At 43.4% G+C, this 20872-nt stretch carries 21 protein-coding genes; 16 read left to right on the top strand and 5 right to left on the bottom strand.

Annotated features, from left to right (window positions below; all coding sequences use genetic code 11):
- Window positions 1–13 precede the first annotated feature (13 nt).
- The 13 genes from A2X74_RS03780 to A2X74_RS03720 all read left to right on the top strand — a co-directional run bounded on the left by A2X74_RS03780 (window position 14) and on the right by A2X74_RS03720 (window position 15937).
- A complete protein-coding gene (locus A2X74_RS03780; RefSeq protein ID WP_216182511.1) occupies window positions 14–664 on the top strand; it encodes a response regulator in 651 nt (216 codons plus the stop codon).
- Between the two features lie 128 nt (window positions 665–792).
- Complete coding sequence (locus A2X74_RS03775) at window positions 793–2055, top strand: nitrate/nitrite transporter (RefSeq protein WP_216228703.1); 1263 nt, start codon at window positions 793–795, stop codon at window positions 2053–2055.
- 24 nt (window positions 2056–2079) lie between these two features.
- Window positions 2080–3462 carry a NarK family nitrate/nitrite MFS transporter gene (locus A2X74_RS03770; RefSeq protein WP_293627890.1) on the top strand — a complete coding sequence of 461 codons (1383 nt, stop codon included), beginning with the start codon at window positions 2080–2082 and terminating at the stop codon, window positions 3460–3462.
- 20 nt (window positions 3463–3482) lie between these two features.
- Entirely contained in the window at window positions 3483–7256 is a 3774-nt protein-coding gene (locus A2X74_RS03765) for a nitrate reductase subunit alpha (RefSeq protein ID WP_293627891.1), read from the top strand.
- A gap of 12 nt (window positions 7257–7268) precedes the next feature.
- Complete coding sequence (gene narH / locus A2X74_RS03760; protein ID WP_293627892.1) at window positions 7269–8792, top strand: nitrate reductase subunit beta; 1524 nt, start codon at window positions 7269–7271, stop codon at window positions 8790–8792.
- 8 nt (window positions 8793–8800) lie between these two features.
- Window positions 8801–9478, top strand: a complete 678-nt coding sequence (gene narJ, locus A2X74_RS03755; protein ID WP_015420603.1) for a nitrate reductase molybdenum cofactor assembly chaperone — start codon at window positions 8801–8803, stop codon at window positions 9476–9478.
- Entirely contained in the window at window positions 9475–10176 is a 702-nt protein-coding gene (narI, locus tag A2X74_RS03750) for a respiratory nitrate reductase subunit gamma (protein ID WP_015420604.1), read from the top strand. Before narJ ends, narI begins: the two co-directional genes overlap by 4 nt.
- A gap of 19 nt (window positions 10177–10195) precedes the next feature.
- Window positions 10196–10870 carry a carbonic anhydrase gene (locus A2X74_RS03745; protein ID WP_293627893.1) on the top strand — a complete coding sequence of 225 codons (675 nt, stop codon included), beginning with the start codon at window positions 10196–10198 and terminating at the stop codon, window positions 10868–10870.
- Window positions 10860–11450 (top strand): nitroreductase, encoded by a 591-nt coding sequence (locus A2X74_RS03740; RefSeq protein WP_293627899.1) that lies wholly within the window; start codon window positions 10860–10862, stop codon window positions 11448–11450. The genes A2X74_RS03745 and A2X74_RS03740 overlap by 11 nt, the downstream gene beginning before the upstream one ends.
- A gap of 68 nt (window positions 11451–11518) precedes the next feature.
- Complete coding sequence (locus A2X74_RS03735; RefSeq protein WP_293627901.1) at window positions 11519–12067, top strand: HPP family protein; 549 nt, start codon at window positions 11519–11521, stop codon at window positions 12065–12067.
- Between the two features lie 819 nt (window positions 12068–12886).
- Window positions 12887–14044, top strand: coding sequence for an efflux RND transporter periplasmic adaptor subunit (locus A2X74_RS03730; protein WP_293627902.1), 1158 nt, complete (start codon window positions 12887–12889; stop codon window positions 14042–14044).
- Window positions 14041–15231: an ABC transporter permease gene (locus A2X74_RS03725; RefSeq protein WP_293627904.1), complete on the top strand. Its 1191-nt coding sequence runs from the start codon at window positions 14041–14043 to the stop codon at window positions 15229–15231. The genes A2X74_RS03730 and A2X74_RS03725 overlap by 4 nt, the downstream gene beginning before the upstream one ends.
- Before the next feature lies 1 nt (window position 15232).
- Window positions 15233–15937 (top strand): ABC transporter ATP-binding protein, encoded by a 705-nt coding sequence (locus A2X74_RS03720; RefSeq protein ID WP_215302288.1) that lies wholly within the window; start codon window positions 15233–15235, stop codon window positions 15935–15937.
- Window positions 15938–16080: 143 nt separating this feature from the next.
- On the opposite strand, the gene A2X74_RS03715 is transcribed toward A2X74_RS03720, so the two are convergent.
- Both A2X74_RS03715 and A2X74_RS03710 read right to left on the bottom strand, forming a co-directional pair.
- A complete protein-coding gene (locus tag A2X74_RS03715) occupies window positions 16081–16356 on the bottom strand; it encodes a hypothetical protein (protein ID WP_215301824.1) in 276 nt (91 codons plus the stop codon).
- Entirely contained in the window at window positions 16356–16622 is a 267-nt protein-coding gene (locus tag A2X74_RS03710) for a hypothetical protein (protein WP_293627914.1), read from the bottom strand. The genes A2X74_RS03715 and A2X74_RS03710 overlap by 1 nt, the downstream gene beginning before the upstream one ends.
- A 302-nt stretch (window positions 16623–16924) precedes the next feature.
- Between A2X74_RS03710 and A2X74_RS03705 the strand changes: the two genes are divergently transcribed.
- Complete coding sequence (locus tag A2X74_RS03705; RefSeq protein ID WP_293627916.1) at window positions 16925–17743, top strand: dihydrodipicolinate reductase C-terminal domain-containing protein; 819 nt, start codon at window positions 16925–16927, stop codon at window positions 17741–17743.
- A gap of 64 nt (window positions 17744–17807) precedes the next feature.
- Here the strand turns inward: A2X74_RS03705 and A2X74_RS03700 are convergent, their stop codons facing one another.
- From A2X74_RS03700 to A2X74_RS03690, 3 genes are read right to left on the bottom strand one after another with little or no spacing between them, the layout of a single operon-like run.
- Window positions 17808–18491: a response regulator gene (locus A2X74_RS03700; RefSeq protein ID WP_293627918.1), complete on the bottom strand. Its 684-nt coding sequence runs from the start codon at window positions 18489–18491 to the stop codon at window positions 17808–17810.
- The gene (locus A2X74_RS03695) at window positions 18488–18844 is read right to left on the bottom strand and encodes a hypothetical protein (protein ID WP_293627920.1); all 357 of its coding nucleotides are present in this window, start codon (window positions 18842–18844) and stop codon (window positions 18488–18490) included. Before A2X74_RS03695 ends, A2X74_RS03700 begins: the two co-directional genes overlap by 4 nt.
- Before the next feature lie 7 nt (window positions 18845–18851).
- The gene (locus A2X74_RS03690) at window positions 18852–19046 is read right to left on the bottom strand and encodes a hypothetical protein (RefSeq protein ID WP_293627922.1); all 195 of its coding nucleotides are present in this window, start codon (window positions 19044–19046) and stop codon (window positions 18852–18854) included.
- 158 nt (window positions 19047–19204) lie between these two features.
- Here A2X74_RS03690 and A2X74_RS03685 point away from each other — a divergent pair, with 158 nt between their 5' ends.
- Together A2X74_RS03685 and A2X74_RS03680 are read left to right on the top strand one after the other, a co-directional pair.
- Complete coding sequence (locus tag A2X74_RS03685) at window positions 19205–19546, top strand: hypothetical protein (protein WP_293627924.1); 342 nt, start codon at window positions 19205–19207, stop codon at window positions 19544–19546.
- A 434-nt stretch (window positions 19547–19980) separates the two neighbouring features.
- The gene (locus tag A2X74_RS03680) at window positions 19981–20823 is read left to right on the top strand and encodes a hypothetical protein (RefSeq protein ID WP_293627931.1); all 843 of its coding nucleotides are present in this window, start codon (window positions 19981–19983) and stop codon (window positions 20821–20823) included.
- The last annotated feature ends 49 nt before the right edge of the window (window positions 20824–20872 follow it).

Here is a 20872-nt window from a genome sequence, read left to right as displayed (position 1 = left end):
AAAATTGGAAAAAATCCGGATTCTAGTTGTTGACGATCACACCTTATTTAGGCGAGGTTTGATCGCTTTAATTTCGCAGGCCAGTGACTTTGATGTTGTCGGCGAAGCTGGGGACGCTATTGAGGCGTTGCGCTTATGTAAATCTCTAAAGCCGGATGTAATCTTGCTTGACAATCATTTGCCTGGCGCCAGTGGCATTCAATCGCTCCCTGATATTTTTCATGCATCCCCTGATTCGACTGTCATCATGCTTACAGTGAGCGAAGATGAATCTGATTTAATGCAAGCTTTGCAAAATGGCGCCCAGGGGTATTTGCTTAAAACTAGCGAGAAAGACGAGCTTCTACTTGGCATTCGGAAGGCGTTTGAAGGTGAGTCGGTTATTAGCAAGGAGCTGACTCATAAGCTAGTTAGTGCCTTTAAGACCAATACCAGAAAAGAAGATAAGCCCTCAAATACTTCTTTGGCGGCTACGTTATCACCCAGGGAGATCGATACTGTCCGCTTGATTGCCGTTGGGTCAAGTAATAAAGAAATCGCTCGGCAGCTTGGCATAGCTGAAACTACTGTCAAGATTCACGTACAGCATATTTTGAGAAAGCTCAACTTGACTTCTCGAGTACAGGTGGCAGTGTTTGCCAATGCTGAAGGCATTATTTCGTAAGTACTAGTCCTAAAGAACTATAAGCCACAGCTGCCTATAGTTCGACTGCTTTTTGAAAGTAGTCTTTTGGAGGATATTCTTAATCCCCGTTAGTTTTGATAATTAACTCATGACATTAAGGGGTATTCATGAGTTCGATAGCCAAAACTAGCGCTAAAGCATATTCAGTTTTGATTGTCAGCACATTTGCCTTCACCGTTTGCTTTATGGTGTGGATGATGTTCGGGGTGATTGGTATACCGATTAAAAAATCACTCGACTTAAGTGCAACTCAATTTGGTCTTTTAACAGCTACCCCTATTTTGACTGGTTCACTTGTACGTGTGCCCCTGGGAATCTGGACCGATCGATTCGGTGGTCGCATTGTGATGTTTTTACTGATGCTCTCTACAGTTATTCCTATCTGGATGATGAGTTATGCCAGCCAATATTGGCACTTTCTGGTTATTGGTCTATTCGTAGGCTTGGCTGGCGGATCGTTCTCTGTCGGCACTCCTTATGTAGCAAGATGGTTCCCAAAAAATCGTCAGGGTTTTGCAATGGGCGTCTATGGTGCTGGTAACTCTGGTGCCGCAGTTAACAAATTTATAGCGCCTGCCTTGGTGGTGGCATTTGGTTGGGCTGTAGTACCGCAGGTATATGCAGGCGTTATGTTGGGCGCAGCACTCTTATTTTGGATTTTTAGTGCTAGCGATCCTTCTCATTTGGTAACGAGCAATATTTCCTTTAAAGATCAATTAAAAGCCCTAAAAGACCCGAAAGTATTGCGCTACTGCCAGTACTACAGCATTGTCTTTGGTGGTTATGTTGGCCTCAGTTTGTGGATGGTGCAGTACTACGTCGGTGAGTTTGGTCTGGAAATTCGGACCGCCGCATTACTTGCTGCATGTTTCTCATTACCTGGTGGCGTATTAAGAGCAATTGGTGGATGGTTATCTGACAAATATGGTGCCCATCAGGTCACTTGGTGGGTAATGTGGGTAAGTTGGATTTGCCTTTTTTTACTCTCTTACCCCCAAACCGATTTCACTATCCAAACGATTAATGGGCCTGAGACTTTTCACATTGGCCTAAATATTTATTTGTTTACTGGCCTCATGTTCATCTTGGGCATTGCATGGGCGTTTGGTAAGGCCAGTGTTTTCAAATATATCGGCGACGACTACCCAGAAAATATCGGCACCATTTCAGGAATTGTTGGTTTGGCCGGTGGTTTTGGCGGATTCATTCTGCCGATTATGTTTGGCGCCATTTTAGATATCACAGGGATTCGTTCAAGTGCATTCATGCTGATGTACGGCGTAGTGTGGGTATCGCTTATCTGGATGTATCTCACTGAAGTTCGTAAATCTGAAGTGATGGGTGCTAAATCCATTCCATCGCTTTCTTAAATATCGCAAAGAAAAGGAAACATCATGTCCTCGACCGTAATTTCGCGCTGGGAGCCGGAGAATAAGCAGTTTTGGGAATTTACTGGAAAGCCGATCGCGAAGCGCAATTTATTGATCTCGATTCCGGCATTAACCCTCGCATTTGCAGTCTGGATGGTGTGGTCAGTAGTAGTGGTGAACTTGCCGAATGTTGGATTTAAATTCTCGACGAATCAACTTTTTTGGTTGGCATCCCTTCCTGCATTATGTGGCGCTACTCTGCGAATTTTTTATTCTTTTGCAGTTCCAATCTTTGGAGGCAGACGCTGGACGGCAATTTCAACGGCATCATTATTAATTCCTGCTGTTGGCATCGGATTTGCAGTCCAGAATCCGGCAACCCCTTATGAGTTTTTCATCTTGCTAGCCTTGTTATGTGGGTTGGGTGGCGGAAATTTTGCTTCCTCAATGGCTAATATCAGCTTCTTCTACCCCAAAGCGCAAAAAGGCACGGCATTAGGCCTTAATGCAGGTCTAGGTAATTTGGGGGTATCTATTGTTCAGTTAGTTGTACCGCTAGTGATTACAGCAGGCGTATTTGGTAGTTTAGGTGGTGACTCCACAATAATTTTAAAAGCCGGTAAAGAAGTTCCAATGTGGCTGCAAAATGCTGGCTTCATTTGGGTGCCTTTTATTGCGGTATCGGCAATTGCTGCCTGGTTTGGTATGAACGATTTGGCTGAGGCAAAAGCCTCTTTTGCTGATCAAGCAGTGATTTTTAAGCGCAAACATAACTGGCTCATGTGCTGGTTGTATTTGGGTACCTTCGGCTCTTTTATTGGCTACTCAGCTGGCTTTCCTTTGCTGATTAAGGGCCAATTTCCTGGCGTTAACGCGCTTAGTTATGCATGGCTTGGACCATTGGTTGGCGCATTAGCAAGACCTATAGGTGGATGGCTGGCAGATAAGCTAGGCGGCGCCAGAGTTACATTCTGGAACTTCATTGCAATGGGTGCTGGTGTACTTGCAGTCTTGAATTATCTGCCTCACAAAGGCGCGGGTGGTGACTTCTACGGATTCTTGTTTGCATTTATGGTGTTGTTTGCAACATCTGGAATTGGCAATGGATCAACTTTCCGCATGATCCCAGTCATTTTCATGACAGAGCGTCAACGTGCCGCTGGCAATACTCAGGCTGACAAGGACCAAGCAATTCGTGATGCCAATAAAGAAGCTGCAGCAGTGCTCGGTTTTAGTTCTGCAGTAGGTGCTTACGGCGGATTCTTCATTCCCAAGAGTTATGGAAGTTCTATTGCTGCTACAGGCGGTCCTGAAGCTGCCCTGTACTCGTTCATTATTTTTTACGTTACCTGTACGTTCATTACTTGGTGGTATTACAGCCGTAAGAACGCACCAATGCCTTGCTAAGAAAATATTAAAGGATTGATATGAGTCACTTTTTAGATCGCCTCAAGTTTTTATCTGCAGATAAAGAAGGGTTTTCAGATGGCCATGGTGTGACGGTCGGAGAAGACCGCACGTGGGAAGACTCTTATCGTTCGCGCTGGCAGCACGATAAGATCGTACGTTCAACGCATGGTACCAATTGCACGGGATCATGTTCTTGGAAAATTTACGTCAAAGGCGGCATTGTTACTTGGGAAACTCAGCAAACTGATTACCCGCGCACTAGACCTGACCTGCCTAATCACGAGCCTCGGGGTTGCGCACGCGGCGCAAGCTACAGCTGGTATATGTATAGCGCCAATCGCGTGAAGTATCCAATGATTCGCGGCCGACTGCTAAAGCAGTGGCGTGAAGCAAAGTCGGTCGCCAAATCTCCGGTAGATGCTTGGGCAAATTTAGTTGAAAATACTGCTAAGCGCAAAGAGTGGATGGAGTTACGGGGTAAGGGTGGTTTCGTTCGCAGTTCGTGGGATGAGGTAAATGAAATCATTGCCGCAGCGAATGTCTATACGATTAAAAAGCATGGACCCGATCGGATTATTGGCTTCTCTCCGATCCCAGCAATGTCAATGGTGAGTTATGCGGCTGGATCACGTTACTTAAGTCTAATCGGTGGCGTATGCATGAGCTTTTACGATTGGTATTGTGATTTGCCGCCAGCTAGCCCCCAGGTATGGGGTGAGCAAACCGATGTGCCGGAATCTGCTGATTGGTATAACTCTACTTTCATCATTGCATGGGGCTCTAACGTCCCTCAAACACGTACTCCCGATGCGCACTTTTTTACCGAGGTGAGATATAAGGGTGCTAAAACGGTGGCAATCACTCCGGACTATGCCGAAATTTCTAAATTAGCAGACATTTGGATGCACCCTAAGCAGGGTACAGATGCTGCGATTGCGATGGCCATGGGGCATGTCATTCTGAAAGAGTTTTATTTCAATAAGCGCACTGAGTATTTTGATGATTACGTACGTCGCTATACAGATATGCCAAATCTGGTGATGCTGGAAGAAAAAGTATTGGATGACGGCAGAAAAGTATTGGTTCCTGGACGCTATGCGCGTTCAAGCGATTTTGATGGCAAGCTTGGCCAGACTAATGGCGCCGACTGGAAAACGGTTGCATTCGATACGGCTGGCAAGCCGGTAGTACCGAATGGGTCCATTGGATTTAGATGGGGTCCGGAGCGACGTAAAGACCAGGGTAAATGGAATCTAGAATCAAAAGAAGCTAATTACGGTAATGATGTGAAATTGAAGTTATCACTAATGGAGGATCAGTCAATACATGAGGTTGTCCCCGTTGGATTCCCATACTTTGGTGGTATTGATACACCATATTTTGATGCAAATAAGCAAAGTGATGTTCTTGTTCAGAATATACCTGCTAAGAAAATTATTCTTACTGAGAATGGCGTTGAAAAAGAAGTATTTGTAGCAACAGTTTTTGACTTATTGGCAGGTAATTATGGAATTGACCGTGGATTAGGTGGTGAGTGCGCCAAATCTTATGATGACAATGGTCCTTATACTCCAGCATGGCAAGAATCCATTACCGGAGTAAAGCGTGAGCAAGTAATCACAGTGGCTCGTCAATTTGCAGAAAATGCAGAAAAGACTAAAGGCAAGTCAATGGTCATTATTGGCGCTGCGATGAATCATTGGTATCACTGTGATATGAATTACCGCGGCATCATCAATATGTTAATGATGTGTGGCTGTATCGGCCAGAGCGGTGGTGGCTGGGCTCACTATGTAGGTCAAGAAAAATTGCGCCCACAAACTGGTTGGACCCCCCTGGCTTTTGCACTGGATTGGATTCGTCCACCGCGTCAGCAAAACTCTACCAGTTTCTTTTATGCGCATACCGATCAATGGCGCTATGAAAAACTTGGTATGGAGGAGGTGTTATCGCCCCTAGCAAATAAAGAGGAGTACACGGGCAGCATGATTGACTTTAACGTCCGTGCAGAGCGGATGGGTTGGTTGCCATCAGCTCCCCAGTTAAAGAAAAATCCCCTTGAGGTTGTAAAAGAGGCTCTTGCTGCAGGTAAAGATCCTAAGAAATATGTTGTTGATGGCTTGAAGTCTGGAACATTGCAAATGAGTTGCGAGGACCCAGATCATCCAAGCAATTGGCCGCGAAATATGTTCGTATGGAGATCTAATATTTTAGGATCCTCAGGAAAAGGGCACGAGTATTTTTTAAAACACCTACTGGGAACAAGTCACGGTGTTCAGGGCAAGGATCTTGGAGCTGATGAGGCAAGACCTTCTGAAGTCGAGTGGCATGATAAGGCGCCTGAAGGCAAGCTTGATTTATTAGTGACCTTAGATTTTCGGATGAGTACTACCTGTTTGTATTCCGACATTGTTCTACCTACTGCTACTTGGTATGAGAAGAATGACCTTAATACTAGCGACATGCATCCATTTATCCATCCGTTATCTACAGCCGTTGACCCCGCTTGGGAGGCTCGTAGTGATTGGGATATCTATAAAGGATTTGCGAAAAAGTTTTCAGAGGTGTGCGTAGGTCATCTGGGTGTTGAAAAAGAGATTGTGATGACTCCCTTAATGCACGACACGCCCGCTGAATTAGCTCAGGCATTTGATGTGCAGGAATGGAAGAAAGGTGAGTGCGATCTCATACCCGGAAAAACTGCGCCTCAAATTGCCGTAGTAGAGCGTGACTATCCAAATACTTATAACCGCTTTACGGCCTTAGGTCCGCTCATGGACAAGGTTGGAAACGGCGGGAAGGGTATTGCTTGGGATACCAAGGTTGAAGTGGAGCAGTTGCGGGAGCTCAATGGTCGTGTTGAGCATGGCGAGATGAAGGGGATGGCAAAAATCTCAACGGATATTGATGCTGCTGAGGTTGTATTAATGCTTGCTCCTGAGACAAATGGTCATGTAGCAGTCAAGGCTTGGGATGCATTATCCAAAATCACGGGCCTTGAGCATGCGCATTTAGCTTTGCATCGCGAGGATGAGAAGATTCGTTTCCGTGATATTCAGGCGCAGCCAAGAAAGATCATCAGTTCGCCAACTTGGTCTGGACTGGAGAGTGAAAAAGTTTCTTATAACGCTTGTTATACAAACGTTCATGAGTACATTCCTTGGAGAACATTGACTGGCCGTCAACAGTTCTATCAGGATCACAAGTGGATGCGGGCATTTGGCGAAGGATTTGTTTCTTATAGACCGCCGGTAGATTTAAAGACCATTATTGAGGTCAAGGGCATTAAGCCTAATGGAAATAAAGAAATTGTTTTGAACTTCATTACGCCGCATCAAAAGTGGGGCATTCATTCCACCTATAGCGATAACTTGATGATGCTGACTCTGAATCGTGGTGGACCAGTCGTTTGGTTGAGTGAAGATGATGCGGTTAAAGCTGGTATTGTGGATAACGATTGGGTTGAGCTATATAACGCCAATGGAGCAATAGCAGCGAGAGCTGTCGTGAGCCAAAGGGTAAATCCAGGAATGGTCATGATGTATCACGCTCAAGAGAAGATCATCAATACGCCAGGATCTGAGATTACTGGTATGCGCGGTGGTATTCATAACTCGGTAACGCGGATTGTTCTTAAGCCCACACACATGATTGGTGGTTATGCGCAACTTAGTTATGGATTTAATTACTACGGAACGATTGGAACTAACCGAGATGAGTTTGTGACAGTTCGGAAGATGCGAAATATTGATTGGCTTGATAGTGAATATGCCAACACAGTTCAAGCGTAACGGAGAAAATAGATGAAAATTCGCGCACAAATTGGCATGGTCTTAAATCTGGATAAATGTATCGGCTGTCACACATGCTCCGTTACTTGCAAGCAGGTTTGGACGAATCGTCCAGGGATGGAGTACGCCTGGTTTAATAACGTTGAAACAAAACCAGGAATCGGTTACCCAAAAAATTGGGAAGATCAAGAGAGGTGGAAGGGTGGCTGGAAGCGTAAAAGCAATGGCAAGATTGAGCCTAAACAAGGTGGTAGGTCCAAGATTTGGATGAACTTATTTGGCAACCCTAATTTGCCAGAAATAGACGATTACTACGAACCATTTACATTTGACTATGAGCATTTACAAAGCGCTCCCGAATCTAAGGCCACTCCGACTGCTCGCCCAAGAAGCTTAATCACTGGCAAGCGCATGGAGAAGATAGAGTGGGGCCCAAACTGGGAAGAAATTCTTGGTGGTGAGTTCGCAAAACGTAGTAAAGACTCCAACTTTGATCAAATGCAAAAAGACGTATGGGGACAGTTCGAAAATACATTCATGATGTATATGCCACGTCTGTGTGAGCATTGTTTGAACCCTGCTTGCGTTGCATCTTGTCCATCAGGTTCTATTTACAAGCGTGAAGAGGATGGGATTGTTTTAATTGACCAGGATAAATGCCGTGGATGGCGTATGTGCGTCTCTGCATGTCCGTACAAAAAGATTTATTACAACTGGAAAAGCGGTAAAGCAGAGAAATGCATTTTCTGCTATCCACGTATTGAGGCGGGTCAACCAACAGTCTGTTCGGAAACCTGTGTTGGCCGTATCCGTTATTTAGGTGTCATGCTTTACGATGCCGACCAAATTGAAAGCGCTGCCAGCGTTGAGAACGAAAAAGATTTATATAAAGCACAGTTGAAGGTATTTTTGGATCCAAATGATCCAGAAGTACAGAAACAAGCTTTAGCTGACGGCGTGCCTCCATCTTGGGTGGAGTCTGCCAAAAAGAGTCCTGTATACAAAATGGCGATGGATTGGAAAATTGCATTACCACTTCATCCAGAATATAGAACGCTTCCAATGGTTTGGTATGTTCCACCACTTTCCCCGGTTACTGGGGCAGTGGAGGCTGGTTATGTCGGAGTAAATGGCCATATTCCAGATGTGAAGCAGTTACGTATTCCGGTGCAATATTTAGCCAATATGTTAACTGCTGGAGATGAGGCTCCGGTGATATCCGCCTTAGAAAAAATGTTGGCAATGAGGGCATGGCAGCGAGATAAGCATGTGGATGGCACACGCAATCTAGAGGCATTGAAACAGGCTGGCATCTCCGAAGATCAGGTAGAAGATATGTATCAGACCATGGCGATTGCTAACTATGAAGATCGTTTTGTCATTCCAACATCGCATCGTGAGTATGCAGAAAATACATTCGATATGAAGGGAAGTTGCGGCTTTACTTTTGGAAACGGATGCTCTGATGGCGACTCTGAAGCAAGTCTCTTCGGCGGTACTAAGCGTCGCACCATTCCAATTAAGCCGGCTGTTTAGGAGAAATGATGAAACATTCACTACCATTACGAGCGCTTTCTAGATTTCTTCAGTATCCAGATGCAGAGATTATTCAGCATTCAGCCGAAGTGACTAGTGCGCTATTGGCAATGCCAAAGCTCAATAAAAAGGTTTATGCCGGTCTAGTTGATTTTGTTAACCACCTGGAATCTGCAGATTTGTATGACCTGCAGGAAGAATATGTAGAGTGCTTTGATCGAGGTAGGGCGACATCCCTGCACTTGTTTGAGCATGTTCATGGAGACTCTCGTGAGCGCGGTCAAGCTATGGTTGACTTACTTCAAACTTATAAAGATGGTGGTTTAGAGTTAAGCGCTAATGAGCTTCCCGATCACTTGTCGGTAATTCTCGAGTTTGCCTCAACACTACCCTTAGATCAGTCCAGGCAATTTATTGGGGAAATGGCCCATATCTTGAATGCCGTCTACTCCACTTTAGTTGCTCGTAACAACCGTTACGCATGGTTGATAGCTGCAGCTATAGAGTTCTCCGGTGAAAAATTCAAAATTGTTGAATTGAAGATTGAGGAAGAGTCTATGGATGAAGAGTGGGCAGAGCCTCCAGCATTTGGCGGATGCTCAACCCGTGGCCAATCCAAACCTGGTGAAGAGCAACCGCTTCAATTTGTCAAACGTGCGAAAGAGTTCAAAGGAGTTCAGCCATGAGCTATCTAGATACATTTATTTTTGGAATTTATCCTTATATTTGCCTTGCGGTATTTTTTGTAGGAAGTCTTATTCGGTTTGATAGGGATCAGTACACCTGGAAAAGCGACTCAAGCCAATTATTACGTAAGAAACAATTGCGCATAGGCAGCATCTTCTTTCATATTGGCGTGCTCTTTTTATTCTTTGGCCACTTCTTTGGCATGCTGACACCACATTTCTTGTATGAGCCATTTATTACGGCCGGTCAAAAGCAAGTAATGGCTATGGCTAGCGGGGGAATTGCTGGGGTGTTTGGATTTATCGGCCTAACAATCTTATTGCACAGACGTTTAACTGATGACCGCATTCGCGCGACATCTAGGCCTAGCGATATTTTGATTGCAGTTTTGCTTTGGCTTCAGTTATTTCTTGGCCTTGCAACCATTCCTCTATCTGGCCAACATTTAGATGGTTCGGTCATGATGAAGCTGGCAGGCTGGGCTCAACATATAGTCACCTTACGTGGTGGAGCTGTTGAGTTATTAAGTGGGGTAGATTGGGTATTTAAATTGCACATGTTCTTAGGAATGACAATTTTCTTAATCTTTCCATTTACCCGACTTGTTCATATTTGGAGTGGGTTTGCATCCATCACCTATCTGGTAAGACCATATCAAATTGTACGTAGTAGAAAATTCGGTATGGGTCGTAAGTAAACGATGAGAGCAATTGACGATGCCAGATGAGTTATTAGATCGACTGCGCAAATTTCGGACAGAATATTTCCCGGCGCATCGCCAAGAATTTACAAGCCTTATTCAAAATGGGCAGACACCTAAAACCTTATTTTTAGGTTGTTCTGATTCCAGAATTGTTCCATATTTACTTACCGGAACGGGGCCTGGAGACTTGTTTATTTTGCGCAATGTAGGCGCCATTGTTCCACCTTACGATGGTTTCTATGGTATTCATGGGACGGCTGCAGGAATTGAATTTGCAGTAATGCAACTTAATGTTAGTCGAATTGTTGTATGTGGACATAGTCATTGTGGGGCAGTCAGGTCAGCTTATGAAGGGGTGCCAGAAGAGGCGATTAATTTAAGTGCTTGGCTTGAATTAATTGATGAGGCACTTTTGCCGGTCTGCCAAACCCCTGAGGCACTCCGAAGGGTGGAGCAACGCTCAGTCATCTTGCAGCTAGAACGTTTAATGGAATACCCAATGGTTCGCTCACAAGTTGAAAACAAGGAGTTAACCCTTCACGGTTGGTATTACGTAATTGAAGAGGGTGAAGTGCAGGTATTTGATGTAACTGAAGGAAAGTTTATCCCGGCGCACCATGCAGATAGCTGCGGAACCGGGCCTTACGCTGATGATCATTTTGATGGAGATCCAAAACATGTCGAATAACCAGACTGCAGAAATGGCGGCAGCATTAATTAGCTCAAGACAATCATTTTTGCCTAAAAGGCTATTTCAGCCTGGGCCTACCCCAGAGCAATTGGAAACTATTTTTTCGATGGCTGCGACGGCGCCTGATCATAATTTGACTCGTCCGTGGCGTTTTGTTATCTGCCCTCTTGAGTGCAGGGGATTATTAGCGGACGCCTTTGCAAAATCATTGCTTGAGCGGGACCCGGGTGCAACTGAGCAACAAGTTCAGGACGCCATGGTGAAAGCCCATAGGTCACCTTTGGTAATGCTAGCAATTGTGAATGCTAGAGGTACGGATTCAGAAGTTCCACCTAGCGAACGAATCATTTCCGCTGGATGTGCCATACAGAACATCTTTTTAATTTCCCATGCTATGGGGTTTGGTGCAAGCCCAACAAGTGGTAAATCAATGTATATGAAGCCGGTAAGGGAGCTATTTGGCCTTCAAGATTACGAGGATCCATTATGTTTTATTAATATAGGTACGCCAGATAGATCCACCCCTCCAAAGCCACGTATGATCCCTTCTGAATTTGTGTCTACATTGGAATTCTAAGCGCCTAATTAATTAATAGCCTAAAGAAACATGGATTGAATATTGATTTCTGCTAAATTCTATAAGATATGAGTAATCGTTGGGAAAACTATCTATCTAGACTTAAAAAGTATATTCCGCCCGATCCTTATGGATTTTCTTGGCTAGAAATCCTTAGGATTTGCTTTGGGGTAGATGTACTGATTATTGCTGTCATCATGTTTAACGAGCTAGTTGGCACAACTGAGCAAGCGGTGCCTATCAATGCTGTTTTTTTGGTGATGGCGCTGATGATTTTTCTAATGCCATCTAGCCCGATGTTTCATCCTAAGGCAATTATCGAAGGCAACGTGGTTTCTGCATTATTGGCTGCAGCCAGCGTCTCTATCTTCCCTTCGCCATTTGTGGGAATGCCAGCAGCGGTTGTCGCTTCAGCTTTAGCTATGTATAGTTTAAAGTGCTTTAGCCCAACAGCTTTATTACTGGCAATGTTTATCGCCGCTGGAAATATTAGTAGCTATTACTTTGCGATCTATCCTATTTTTGCGGACTCGTTAGTCCTGGTTGCCGCTGCATATCTGTACGGAAAATTAACCAAGAAACCCTACCCGATTAAGGAACTTAGCAAACAGGGTTAAAAGCAACGCAACATATGTAATTTAGATTAAGTCCTAGTCTTAGGATGCGCTTTAAATTACCTCAATGCAGTATTTTTGACTAAGTGGGGGTGTGTATGGGAAAGAAAGATTCTTGCCCGTTGGACGGAAGCTGGACTCGCGATCATTGCACGGCATATAACGATCGTAAAAAGCATCAAACTCTGTCTGAGTGTGTGCATAGAGATAATTGCACTAATTTTAGGAAAATTATAGAGTCTGATCTGGATGAGTCAGTATCAAGTTCAAAAAAAATTTTATTAAATGGAATTCCTAATATTTTTGAGGATTAATTTCTTTTTTGGAGGCATTAATCGATACACTTGAAAACGCAAAATCTCCAATCTGAAATTAAACTACGAGAACCTTTAAATTTAGTTGGGTTATTTATCTAGGCGTTGCTTTGACTAAGGTTTAAGCTTCAAAAGACTTCGCAAATACCCAAATCTACAATAGAAGGACAGCTATTGCTAGATTAAGCGATCACATATTGGCCATTGAATTCTTATTATCAATGTTGTGTTTTTTGGATTTATCTTCGGGTACAAATAATGCAATTTTAGTTTATTTAATTTTTTTGCTGCCTGAAGATCATTATTCATTATATCTTAAAGTATAATGAATAATGATCCAAGAAAAAGCAAAGTAGACAAAAAGCGAGAGTTAACTTTGATTGAGTTGATCTCCTGTGAGATGGGTAATTAAATCGCTATTTGACAACCAAAAGGAGCATCATTAAGGGACACATCTCGTTCACTTAAGTTTATTGATGGTTCGCAAAATATAAACCTAGATTCAAATATGAATACCACAATTAAATTAAAAGAACTCTTAAGTTCGCTTCTGCTCCGAATGCGTGAATTGGACATTACCCGTCGTCAATTGCTGATGGGTCTCACGCTTACATTTTTATTAGTCGTATTTGGATTTGTTGTTCTAAATTCTGGGCCTTTAGCATCCACTAAAGTCACGACCATTAAAGTCAGCGACCAATCGCTTGCGCCAACACTATTTGGGGTGGGAACAATTGAAGCTAGGCGGTCTTACTTGATGGGGCCGGTAGTTGCTGGACGCGTTTTAAACGTGTACGTGGATGTGGGTAATTCAGTTAAAGAGGGGCAATTACTTGCCGAGATGGATTCAATTGATTTAAGTCAGAAAATGGTTGCTGCTCAGGCACAAGTGACTGATGCAAGGGCACGTTTGCTGTTAGCTTCTGAAACGCACAAGCGATATGAAGAGTTGGGAAAGAAAAATTTCATTAGCCCGATTGCAGTGGACGGAAAGTTGCAGGAACTCAATTCAGCAAAAGCGATTGTTCAAAAAACAACTGCTGATTTGGATGGTCTTAAACAACAAGAGCTCAATATTAAATTAAGGGCCCCAGTAGATGGAATCATTACTTCTAGGGATGCCGAGCCAGGCTCAACTGTTATTGCTGGTCAGGCAGTTTTAAAGTTAATCGACCCAACGAGCCTATGGATTAAGACACGGTTTGATCAAGGTAAGTCAATGGGATTAGCTGTTGGCTTAGATGCAAATGTGATATTGCGCTCTAATCCACATCACCCAATCTCGGGCAAGGTAGTTCGCGTTGAGATGCTCAGTGATAGTGTTGCAGAAGAACGCATCGCCCAAATTGAAATGATAGATATGCCTAAGACTGTTTCAATTGGAGAGATGGCAGAAGTGACATTGCAATTAGCCCCCAGTGAATATGGCCTTAGCTTGCCCAACGCAAGCATTAAAAAGAGGGGTGATGAAACTGGGGTATGGGTGCTCAAGGATGGCAAGCCCCACTTTGCTCGGGTACAAATTGGACAAAACGGCTTAAATGGTCAAGTGGTTATTCTGAGTGGACTTAAGAGTGGTGATGAAGTTGTTCTCTATAGCGATGCTGAAATTAAAGAAGGGCAGCGCATTAAGGTAGTTGATTCTTTATTGAAGAAATCACCGTGATTAGCTTAGCGGGCCGTGACATTGCGCATTCTTGGGGTAAGTTTGCCCTCACCGGATTGGGTCTTGGGCTGCTAATCGGTGTCACTCTAACAATGGCAGGGGTATATCGAGGCATGGTGGATGATGCCATGGCCCTACTAAACAATAGCGGTGCAGATCTTTGGGTAGTACAAAAAGATACCCAAGGCCCTTATGCTGAAGCATCCAGCATTCGAGATGACTATGTAAGGGGTGTGCTGGGAATGCCAGGCGTTGCACGCGCAGCTAACATTACCTATCTCACAATGCAGGTTCGCAAAGGACAAAGTGATACTCGAGTCATGGTGGTTGGGGTAGAAAGTGGGCAGCTTGGTGAGCCGGCCTATTTGATTTCCGGTCGACATATTGTTCAGTCACACTATGAAGCATTGGCGGATGTTAAAACGGGGTTTGAGCTAAACGACCTCATTCAAATTAAGCGCCATCAGTATCGGGTAGTGGGCTTAACTCGCCGTATGGTCTCATCGGGTGGCGATCCCATGGTATTCATCCCGATTAAAGACGCGCAAGAGGCGCAATTTCTAAAGGACAACGATGCGATTCTGAATGATCGCGCCAGAAACGTAGCCAATCCCAGTTTGAATCGCCCCATTCCTGGGTTATTGGATGCTATTACGGCATCGCAATCTACCAATCACAGTGTGAATGCCATCCTTGTTCAAATCCAAGAAGGAAGAACTCCGGAGGAGGTGGCTAAACCAATCCGTCGCTGGAAACATCTTGAGGTGTATACAAGAGCGCAGATGGAAGAAATCCTTGTTGCCAAGTTGATTGCAAATTCTGCGAAACAAATTGGTATGTTTCTAGTGATCTTGGCGGTAGTAAGCGCTGCCATTGTGGCTTTCATTATCTACACCATGACCCTAGGAAAGATTAGGGAGATTGCCGTGTTGAAATTGATTGGCACTCAAAATAGTACTATTGGCAGCATGATTCTGCAGCAAGCCCTTGGCTTGGGGTTAATTGGTTTTGTTGTGGGAAAAACTTCTGCTACTTTTTGGGCGCCGCTGTTTCCAAAGTATGTTTTATTAGAGCCTGTAGACGCAATCATCGGATTCATTTTAGTGATGGTCATATGCGCTTTAGCTAGTACCTTGGCGATTAGAGCTGCTTTGCTGGTAGATCCCGCCCAAGCAATTGGAGGCTGATATGAGTACTTACAGCATTCAATTAGAAGGGCTTAGAAAAACTTACGGACATGGTGACGCTGCTGTAGATGCCCTCAAAAATGTCAATATGCAAATTGCTCCAGGTGAAGTGGTGGGGCTTATTGGCCCATCTGGATCCGGAAAAAGTACGCTACTGAAATGTCTAGGAGCAGTCATTGAGCCCACTGCAGGTCGCATGACTCTGGGCGGCGAAGTTATCTACGAGAATGGCTGGAAAATTAAAGACCTAAGAGCACTCAGAAGGGACAAAATCGGCTTTATTTTTCAGGCACCTTATTTAATTCCCTTTCTGAACGTGACTGATAACGTGGCTCTTTTACCTATGCTTGCGGGAGTGCCAAACAATATTGCTAGAGCACGCGCTAGAGAGTTGCTAGAGGCTTTAGATGTTGCACATCGGGCTAATGCTAGCCCATCAGAATTATCCGGTGGAGAGCAACAACGGGTTTCTATTGCAAGAGCATTGGCTAATAAGCCGCCCGTCATTTTGGCTGATGAACCGACAGCTCCTTTGGATAGCGAAAGAGCCTTAGGGGTGATGGGGATCTTAAATCAAATGGCCAGTCAATATCAGACTGCGATTATTGTGGTTACCCATGATGAAAAAATTATCCCACTATTTAAACGCATTTATGCAATTCGAGACGGGCAAACCATTGAGGAATCTAGGCGGGTCAATGAGTAACCTGAGAATTGCTTAAGTGGCGGCTAAGGTCGTTAGCAGCCCTTCGTAAGTCTCGCCACATCAAGCCTCGATAGATAGAGGATTAATTATTGTCTGTTCCAAATAGAGCAAACTTATTCAGCGTCTAGTTATGGGGCGCTCGATTAATAGACTGCATCATGGTCGCCAACATTGATCAACACAATTTCAGTTTCAGTAATAATCATTTCAATGACGATGCGATATTTCAAGTTGATCGAAATGCTTTGCAAGCCATCAAGTTTTCCTGATAAGCCATGGAGGCGAAGTGATGGATGGTGCGGATTAAGTTCTAGCAGTTCAAGTGCTTTGGTGTATTGAGCCTCTGCATCAGGATGGCGCTTTAAAAACTTGGCGGCGCGCCTGTTGTACTGATCAGTAAAGATTAATTGCCAGGCCATTACGCGGCTTTATTGATTTGCTTAAGACGCTTGATATGCTCAGCTACAGTTTCTTTCACAAACTTACCATTAGCCAAATCAGCTTTGGATTCGGCTAGAGCAGCCTCAAGTTCGCACTCGCGTAGATATAGATATTGCTGTTGACTCATGACAACATATTTAATTTGCCCGCGCACAGAAACAGGCGCCTCTAGTTGGCCTAGTAAAGCGTCTTCAATGGCTTTAATGCCCTTGGTCTTTAAATCATTGGCTACAACAGCACCCATAACAACCTCCTAAATAATACGATTAATAATACTTTATATGGGATTATTAGACTTTGCAAGAAATATCCTAAATTTGCCATTGATGGGGATTCTTAAGGAGAATATGTAAGTCAATTCTGAATATTTTCTATATCTATCAATAACTTAGAAAGAAAACGCCAATTAATTTTTCTTAATGTGATAAGGTATAAAAAAGCAGTCTTTTAACTCTTCAGTTAATTGCCGAGTGTGAATGCGTTGACCAACGGTCATGCAAATCTACAGCATTCCACTTTCTTTCCATGGATCCCGCAGGAGAAAATATGAAAGTAGGTCTAATTGGTTTTGGAAAAACCGGACGTTCAGTTGCCACGGTTTTGCTTGAGTCAGAATCTGAACACTTGCAGTGGGTTGTTAGGCAATCCACTACGCTTGAGCATCGCTCAGCGCCTGAATTTTTAGGAATTAAGACGGATGATCCTGGACTCATTCATTCTAAAGATGAATTTACCGCAGATCAGTTGTTAGATCATATGCCAGTTGATGCCATTATCGACTTTTCAAATGAGTCAGGTTTTGAGTATTACGCTGAAGCTGCGGCAAAACGTGGAGTGATTATCGTAAGCGCAGTTTCTCAATATGAGCCAGTAGCCCTTGCAAGATTGAAGAGTTTTCAAGATAGAACGGTAGTAATGCATTCACCTAACATTACATTGGGCATTAATTTCCTATTGATTGCCGCCAAAATTTTAAAAAATATTGCCCCGTATACCGATATTGAAATTATTGAAGAACACTTTAAGAAAAAGCCAGAAGTTTCTGGTACGGCCAAGGTTATAGCAAGAGAGCTTGATTTATCAGAAGACGCCATTAAAACTGTAAGGGCTGGTGGAATTATTGGCACGCACGAAATTTTATTTGGCTTCCCGTACCAAACTGTGCGACTTAAGCATGAATCTATTTCACGAGAGGCATTTGGAAATGGTATTTTATTTGCTATAGAACAGCTGTCAGGTAAGTCAAAAGGTTTTTATTCCATGGAAGATCTCTTGCTGCCATTCTTTAAATTGCAGGAAGACGAGCAAGAAATTGCCTTACAAAACAGGAAGCCTTGGTGGAAGTTTTGGCTTAAGCCACAATAATTCATTCAGATTTAGCATCCTAGGACTGGTCAGCCCAGCCCCGGGCCACCAAGAAACATTTTTTTCAGATCAATCTCTGCGCTTTAGCTGCTTGATATTTTAGTGCTACCTGAACCAAATTAGCTGCTCGATTAACCTTGAGCTTTTCCATGATGTTTGCTCGATGCGCTTCTACAGTTTTAATTGAAATTCCAAGGTCGGCTCCAACTTGCTTATTAATTCTGCCGGCAACGATGCGATCGAGAACATCAAGCTCCCTAGGGGTGAGAAGTTTGAATCGTTCGTTCATCTGCTCAAGGGTAGTAGTTTGCTCTTGTATTGAGTGTGCCTTAGAAAGCATTTGACTTATGAGATCACAAAGCGCATTTTCTTTGACAGGTTTTTGAATAAAGTCACAAGCCCCTTTCTTTAAAGTATGGACTGCCGTAGTAACATCTCCGTGACCTGTAATAAAGGCGATTGGAATATTGATGTTTAAATCTAATAGCTTTTCTTGCAGCTCGATTCCGGATATGCCCCCAAGATGAATATCGATCAGGGCGCAACTTGGAGCTTGTAAGTCGGTAGATTCCAAGGATGTTAAAAATCTCTCGGCACTTTCGTGTGGACTGACCTTTAATCCATTTGCTTTGAGAAGTAGTGCTAACGAATCTCGCACAGCCTCATCATCATCGATTACATAGACGACACCAGTCCTCGTCAGAGGATTGCTGTCAAGTGGGTTAGGTATTGTCTGCTGGACATTCATAAGAGGATCGTATTGATCTTTTGAGCAACTATTTCAAGAGCTTCTTGAGAATTTCTGGCTATCGTGCCACCGCCGCATTCGCCTATAACAAAGTAGTTTTCTTTATGAATGAAGATGTGAATATAAAGATCACTCTTGTGGGTACCAATCACAATCTGGAGTACAGGTTCATGAGTAGCTCGGTTATAGTTTTCGGTAAAACTGGTGTAATCCAAAACGTCAGGATGCTCTTTGGTAGTTTGGCGAATTTGATTGCTAATGCCTTCAACCAGCATGCAATATTCTTGATAAAAGAGAGGGTTAGAGTGTCGCAACTCCTCGATGATTACCGCATGTAGTGCGCTATTGCCCATCTTTTTATTAAATAATCTCTATATGAGTATCGGCATCAAGACTATCTGCTTGACCAAGTTTGCCTAGTAATGCAAGTCTTAGTCCTGCTTGCTTAAAATCTATAAGGTCAGGGTGGGAACCATCGCCCCCTAACGAAACAATGTCGGCCCATAGAGTCGGCTCACGTTGGTCTATGCAGAAGATATCAACAATACGTTTCATAGTCATTCCTATGGAATTCACTATACGCCTAGAACAAGAGAATTGGTTCTAATTTTTATAATGCACCGCCGCAAAATTACAATAGGGCTTATGGGTAGTAATGGTTTTGCTTGATGATGGTCAATGAATGCAGGCCTAGGATTGCTTATTATCCATACATGCCAAATGCCTATATTCGCTTTTTAAATCTGATTGATGCGCTTGATCGAATGAATCCTGGCAGAAAATTAGATGCAACCGAAGAACAACTGCTCAATAGGTTTACCTTAGCTGGCGCCAAAGGTGCGAAACTCTTGGTGGGTGATCTAATCTCTTTAAGTGAGCTCGGCTCACAAGCAACACTTCATGGGCGGATTAAAAATTTAGTTGTAATGGGATACATAAAGCTAGTTGAAGATAAAAAAGATGGCCGTAAAAAATTTGTCATGCCAACAGCAAAAGCCATCAAGCATTACGAGCAACTATCTGCCTGCATAGAAAAAGTACTAAAGGAAACTTGAGTGGAGGTGAGGTTTGTATTCCATACCATTTTTTCGCATCCCATCAAGCCTCGATAGATAGAGGATTAGTTATTGTCTGCGTGTTCCACCCAGTTGCTGTACCGTCAAACAGGATTAAGCATCCTATACATAAGGATTGGAGCGTTGAGATAGAGCGTATACAGTCCGTACATTTTAAATAGCGCACCTTTTATAGTACAATGCACATTCTTGGCCTGGTAGCTCAGTCGGTAGAGCAGAGGATTGAAAAGCTAGGATAGAGGACTAAAACAGTTCTGCACATTGGGTCTTAGCTGGTTGTGACCCACCGCCCTACAAGCACCGAATTTCATGGCTCGCAGCGGTTTCTAATATTTCCCAAATGGCATCGACAGCGTCGTGTTGGCGATCGAAAATACTTTTCCTATTTATATTTTGCATAGTAGAGTTTCAGTATGGGAGAGCGAAAAAGAAAATTGCAGCAATTTCTTAGTCAACACAAGAAATGTATTTTTTGTGGCGGAATTGTAGATGCGACAACTATTGAGCATTGTCCTCCTCGCGCATTATTTCAAAATCGAACTGCTCCTGATGGGTTTGAATTTTCATCATGTGTCCCGTGCAATACCTATTCATCTGATGAGGACTTGATTGTTGCTGTTATTGCAAGAATGGGCTCCCCAAAGTTTGGTGACTCTGATGGCAAGTTGGTGGGAATGATGAAGGCTTTAAATCGACAAAGGCCCGAGTTCTACAAAACCTTTTTGCCTTCAGCGACTGAAGCAAGGGCAAACAATCGCCAATTAGGCATTGAACCTGGCGTAGGAATGACGCATCAGGAGATGGGTGTTTTAAACATTAATGACGAAACAAGAGCGGCGATTAGAGTTTTTGCGAAGAAGTTGGCCAAAGGAATTACATATTTTGAGTCAGGGCTTATTTTTAAAAATGAGGATTGTCTGGCGCTCAATTGGTTTACGAATGCAAATGTTATTAAGGATGGTGGCCATAAAGTATTTGAAATACTGGGTCACATTAACGGGGTGACGCATGAGCTGAGTAGAAATAGGGTTGTATTGAACAACCAGTTTGAATATAAGTTCTCGCTCTCCGATGATAAAAATTTAATTCTTATACAGGCGAAATTTGGAGAATCATTCTTCCTGGTAATAACGGGCTGCATGACTCCTGGACATCTTGAAGATCTCTTGAAAAAAACCTACCAAGATTTAGGAAGAGACTATCAACCATTTGAGATTATTCAAGGCAAAGTAGCTAATCCTATCAAGCCTCGATAGATAGAGGGTTATTTATTGTCTGTTCTATTTGGAACATATTTGTCAGCGT

This window comes from Polynucleobacter sp. GWA2_45_21 (assembly GCF_001830325.1).
Classification (GTDB): Bacteria; Pseudomonadota; Gammaproteobacteria; order Burkholderiales; family Burkholderiaceae; genus Polynucleobacter.
Note: the sequence above shows the minus strand (reverse complement) of the source record. Positions and strands in the feature narration are given on the sequence as shown.

Excerpts from the sequence above, each read along its gene's own strand:
- A2X74_RS03690 (WP_293627922.1), bottom strand. The coding sequence starts at position 19,046 with ATGAAACGTATTGTTGATATCTTCTGCATAGACCAACGTGAGCCGACT.
- A2X74_RS03705 (WP_293627916.1), top strand. The coding sequence starts at position 16,925 with ATGAAAGTAGGTCTAATTGGTTTTGGAAAAACCGGACGTTCAGTTGCC.
- narI (WP_015420604.1), top strand. The coding sequence starts at position 9,475 with ATGAGCTATCTAGATACATTTATTTTTGGAATTTATCCTTATATTTGC.
- A2X74_RS03730 (WP_293627902.1), top strand. The coding sequence starts at position 12,887 with ATGAATACCACAATTAAATTAAAAGAACTCTTAAGTTCGCTTCTGCTC.
- A2X74_RS03715 (WP_215301824.1), bottom strand. The coding sequence starts at position 16,356 with ATGGCCTGGCAATTAATCTTTACTGATCAGTACAACAGGCGCGCCGCC.
- A2X74_RS03775 (WP_216228703.1), top strand. The coding sequence starts at position 793 with ATGAGTTCGATAGCCAAAACTAGCGCTAAAGCATATTCAGTTTTGATT.
- A2X74_RS03680 (WP_293627931.1), top strand. The coding sequence starts at position 19,981 with ATGGGAGAGCGAAAAAGAAAATTGCAGCAATTTCTTAGTCAACACAAG.
- narJ (WP_015420603.1), top strand. The coding sequence starts at position 8,801 with ATGAAACATTCACTACCATTACGAGCGCTTTCTAGATTTCTTCAGTAT.
- A2X74_RS03695 (WP_293627920.1), bottom strand. The coding sequence starts at position 18,844 with ATGGGCAATAGCGCACTACATGCGGTAATCATCGAGGAGTTGCGACAC.
- A2X74_RS03745 (WP_293627893.1), top strand. The coding sequence starts at position 10,196 with ATGCCAGATGAGTTATTAGATCGACTGCGCAAATTTCGGACAGAATAT.
- A2X74_RS03720 (WP_215302288.1), top strand. The coding sequence starts at position 15,233 with ATGAGTACTTACAGCATTCAATTAGAAGGGCTTAGAAAAACTTACGGA.
- narH (WP_293627892.1), top strand. The coding sequence starts at position 7,269 with ATGAAAATTCGCGCACAAATTGGCATGGTCTTAAATCTGGATAAATGT.
- A2X74_RS03740 (WP_293627899.1), top strand. The coding sequence starts at position 10,860 with ATGTCGAATAACCAGACTGCAGAAATGGCGGCAGCATTAATTAGCTCA.
- A2X74_RS03685 (WP_293627924.1), top strand. The coding sequence starts at position 19,205 with ATGCCAAATGCCTATATTCGCTTTTTAAATCTGATTGATGCGCTTGAT.
- A2X74_RS03735 (WP_293627901.1), top strand. The coding sequence starts at position 11,519 with ATGAGTAATCGTTGGGAAAACTATCTATCTAGACTTAAAAAGTATATT.
- A2X74_RS03710 (WP_293627914.1), bottom strand. The coding sequence starts at position 16,622 with ATGGGTGCTGTTGTAGCCAATGATTTAAAGACCAAGGGCATTAAAGCC.
- A2X74_RS03770 (WP_293627890.1), top strand. The coding sequence starts at position 2,080 with ATGTCCTCGACCGTAATTTCGCGCTGGGAGCCGGAGAATAAGCAGTTT.
- A2X74_RS03765 (WP_293627891.1), top strand. The coding sequence starts at position 3,483 with ATGAGTCACTTTTTAGATCGCCTCAAGTTTTTATCTGCAGATAAAGAA.
- A2X74_RS03700 (WP_293627918.1), bottom strand. The coding sequence starts at position 18,491 with ATGAATGTCCAGCAGACAATACCTAACCCACTTGACAGCAATCCTCTG.